Genomic DNA, 3,368 nt, shown 5'->3' with positions numbered 1-3,368 from the left:
CAGAGATAGGCAGGATGCGATCGCTTCTTTCCTGAACCATGTTCAGGAGAGTTCAGCGTGAATGTATCAGCACCATGGATGCTTTTCCTTGCCTGTCTGTTGCCAACAACGGTGATGGATTCCCAATCGCGACAGTGGGACGGAGTTCCTACTTGGCTCGTTCTTCTCTGCACAAGGGATCCGGCTGGCGGCTGGGCTGGGATCCCACCCGTTCCCCTTTTGTTGCGCTGGTGGGGGGAGAAGCCTGGGCGCTGGAGCTCACTCAGGAGGAGTGGCAAGCGTTTGTGCAGGGGGTGCAGCGCCTGCAGCAGGATATGGAGGCCATCGCCTCCCAACTGATGGCGGAGGAGAGCATTACGCTGGAGCAGACTTTCCCTGCTTTGACCCTGATAGCCAGCGGCAGCGCCACTGCCTGGGGTCTCTATGTGCAATTGCATCAAGGCCGGCGCGGAGAAGGTTTTTGGCCTGCTGATGTTGTCCCTGAGCTGTGCCAGGCCCTCGCCCAATGCTTTCAGGAAGCTCTCTAGCCCCCTGAAGCCTGCAGTCTGGATCCCTGCCTGAGAGAACCCATGGATCTGCACCATCTGCACACCTACATTCGTCCCCGACAGCTTGAGGACTTGACCGCCTGGGATCCCGGCTGGAACTGGCTGGCCGGGGGGACTTGGCTCTTCTCACAGCCGCAACCCCACCTGCGGGGACTGATCGATTTGCATCCTCTGGGCTGGAATGAGCTGGAAATCAGCGCAGAAGGGCTAAAACTGGGGGCAACCTGTACCTTCCAGCAACTGTTGCAATACGATTGGCCACCCCATTGGCCGGGGATCCGCGCCCTGTGCGAGGGAATGGCATCTTTGGCCTCTTTCAAAGTGGCCCACCTGGCAACGATAGGGGGAAATCTCTGTCTGGCCCTGAGTGTCGGTGTCGTAGCGCCCGTGTTGATCGCCCTTGAGGCCACCTACACGCTGATCGATCTGCAGGGATCCCTGCGCCACATCCCCGCTCAGGACTTTCAAACCGGCCCCCAACAAACTCTGCAGCAGCTGGGCGAAGCCTTGCGATCCATCTGGATCCCGGCCCAACGGCTGCGCGGCCCCAGCACCTTTCAGCGGCTCGGCATCACCCAAACGGATCCCGCCTTGGTGATCGTCGCTGGATCCCGCGATCCCGACTCAGGCAACTATCGCTTCGGGCTCAATGCCGCCCTTTCGCCCCCATAACTGATCCAGATGGGATCCCGGCCCGATCCAGAACATCTTCCCCAACTTTTGGCAGAGCAAGCCCACGGCTGGATCGCGGATTTTCGGGCCAGCGCCCTTTACCGCCAACGCATGAGCGAGGTATTGATTCGCCGCTGTATAGACATCTTGGGCTAATCGGGGTATTGCCCCATCCCAACAGGGGGCTGAGAACGACGTACTCATCCTGCCAAAGCTCCCGCCGCTCTGAAAGTAAAGGTTTTAGGCGTGGGTCAGTGCCCCAGTTTGAATCGAAATGACCATAAGTCTGACATTCCCGTCCATAGGATTGAGATAGCCACAGGCAAAAATTCATCTGTTGCTGTTCCAAAAATGGGTAACACATAAAAGTTTGGGGCAGTAGCAACTGGCAGTGTCACCCCATAGACAGCCGCGAAAACAGTTCACAGTGAACTCAGATTTATCTGGCCTTAAAACTTGAAGCCAGTTTACAAAAAATTTACCTACAGTTGATATCCAGTGGGGTTTTGGATTCAGGAGTTCGCGTGATTTGACAGGGAAAGTTTTGGATCCGCAAAGGGTAACCTGAAACCAAGGAAAGGCTGGAATACTGGGGCAAGCTCCTTTGGGTTTAGCTAAGTGCCTGATTTCTCCCGAAGCGGGACTGGAACTGCTATGAGTCGGTTTTCCCCTCATGAAGTGTATCTCCGGAGAATCCTCTTTCGTCTGGCCACTGCGGCTCCTCGTGGCATGACATTGATCGAGTTGCTGGTGGTCATCGTGATTGTCGGTACTCTCTGCGCGGTGGCCATTCCCAACCTGCTCAACCACATTCGCCGCTCCAGAGTTGCTGAAGCCCAAACAGCTTTGGCGACCATTGGCCGCGCTTCAGAAATCTTCCGCATGGATTTTACGGTTTATCCTTCCAGCTACGCCGATATTCAATTCGGAGGGATCCACGGGGATCGTTATCTGCAAGATCCCTGGCAAGCCCCCAACTATCGTCTCCCCGAAGTTGTTCCTCCCACTCCTGGCCCAAGCGGCATTCGTTGGATGACTGAGTCTCACACCTACACAGCTGCTGGTGGGAATCCCCTGCGCTGTGACATCGGCCTTGGGGATCGCCAGCAAGAGGTTTTGGTCTCCGGCTACAACCTACACAACTCCTGCAACCTCTATCGTTGACCTGCCCAGGCAGGAGTCTGGCGGCTTGAGGAAGCGGGACTGGGCGGACTTGAACCGCCGACCTAGCGCTTAGGAGGCGCTTGCTCTATCCATCTGAGCTACAGCCCCTTGTCGAACATCCTACTGCTCTTAGCCCCCATCTCAGATTACAGCCCTTTTGCAGATGAGGTGATACCCGACCAGTTCTCATCATGCCCCAACTGGGTCTGGCGTTATCGGTTGTGTTGTTGACATTGACCTGCTAGACATCTTCTGTGATGCTAAGAAGTGTTAAGCTAAGGACTTGGATCCCAAACCGAGGTCAGCCCTATGGAATCCCTTTCTGATCCCTTCGTCAATCCCCCCATTTACTCTGCCATCGCCTTATTCAGCTTTTTTGCTGTCATCTTTGGCATCATTTTCAAGGACAATTTGGAATACCAGGTGGCCCTTTGGCAGCTCAACCGGGATAGCCAAGCGCAAATTCGCTACCGCACTCCTGGGGTGATCCTCACCTACAGTCTCTGCTGCCTGTTTACCTCTGGGTTTGTGGCCGCGTGTCTGAACGTGTTTGGCCTGTCTATGGCCTTGGCCGCCTGCGTCGGTGGGATCCTAGTGTTGAGCACGGCAGGCTTGGTGTGGTGGCAGTTGGGATCCCTGATGGCTCTGTTGGCTGCCGGTGGATCCCAAGCCATCGATATTAACTCTTACGGAGCAGGGGCCATTTTGGATTCTGAGGCGGCAGCACCCCCCGAGGGAGAATAGGATCTTGGAGTAGTCTTACCCCATGCCCTGGTCTAGCTGGATCAGCTGGATCCAGAAGAGCGTGCCTACAGAGTAGAGAAAGCTTAAGAAGTTTCTGGCCAACTTGTTAAAACGAGAGAACAAGTTCCAGCTCAGCTTTTGAAAAACGCCTCTTTCTGTAAAAAATTACAAATTATAGTCATTCCAAACTAGGTTGTGTTGATCTTTCATTTGAGCCAAAAGAGAGCACTGACGAGATAG

Annotated in this window: 5 protein-coding genes and 1 tRNA gene; 5 read left to right on the top strand and 1 reads right to left on the bottom strand. The window is 55.0% G+C overall.

All coding sequences use genetic code 11. The features are described from left to right. Nucleotides 1-152 precede the first annotated feature (152 nt). From NW837_RS01930 to NW837_RS01915, 4 genes are all read left to right on the top strand, one after another. Nucleotides 153-527, top strand: coding sequence for a DUF1818 family protein (locus tag NW837_RS01930; protein ID WP_414329032.1), 375 nt, complete (start codon nucleotides 153-155; stop codon nucleotides 525-527). A gap of 42 nt (nucleotides 528-569) precedes the next feature. Then, nucleotides 570-1,220 carry an FAD binding domain-containing protein gene (locus NW837_RS01925; RefSeq protein ID WP_414329031.1) on the top strand — a complete coding sequence of 217 codons (651 nt, stop codon included), beginning with the start codon at nucleotides 570-572 and terminating at the stop codon, nucleotides 1,218-1,220. A gap of 9 nt (nucleotides 1,221-1,229) precedes the next feature. Continuing rightward, nucleotides 1,230-1,376 (top strand): hypothetical protein, encoded by a 147-nt coding sequence (locus tag NW837_RS01920; RefSeq protein WP_414329030.1) that lies wholly within the window; start codon nucleotides 1,230-1,232, stop codon nucleotides 1,374-1,376. 573 nt (nucleotides 1,377-1,949) lie between these two features. Continuing rightward, complete coding sequence (locus NW837_RS01915) at nucleotides 1,950-2,384, top strand: type IV pilin protein (protein WP_414329029.1); 435 nt, start codon at nucleotides 1,950-1,952, stop codon at nucleotides 2,382-2,384. 34 nt (nucleotides 2,385-2,418) lie between these two features. Here NW837_RS01915 and NW837_RS01910 read toward each other — a convergent pair. After that, nucleotides 2,419-2,492: transfer RNA gene (locus tag NW837_RS01910), tRNA-Arg, on the bottom strand. A gap of 201 nt (nucleotides 2,493-2,693) precedes the next feature. Between NW837_RS01910 and NW837_RS01905 the strand changes: the two genes are divergently transcribed. Beyond that, a complete protein-coding gene (locus tag NW837_RS01905) occupies nucleotides 2,694-3,128 on the top strand; it encodes a hypothetical protein (protein ID WP_414329028.1) in 435 nt (144 codons plus the stop codon). The last annotated feature ends 240 nt before the right edge of the window (nucleotides 3,129-3,368 follow it).

The sequence above is a fragment of the Synechococcus sp. R6-10 genome (genome assembly GCF_047461815.1).
GTDB lineage: Bacteria > Cyanobacteriota > Cyanobacteriia > Thermostichales > Thermostichaceae > Thermostichus.
Note: the sequence above shows the minus strand (reverse complement) of the source record. Positions and strands in the feature narration are given on the sequence as shown.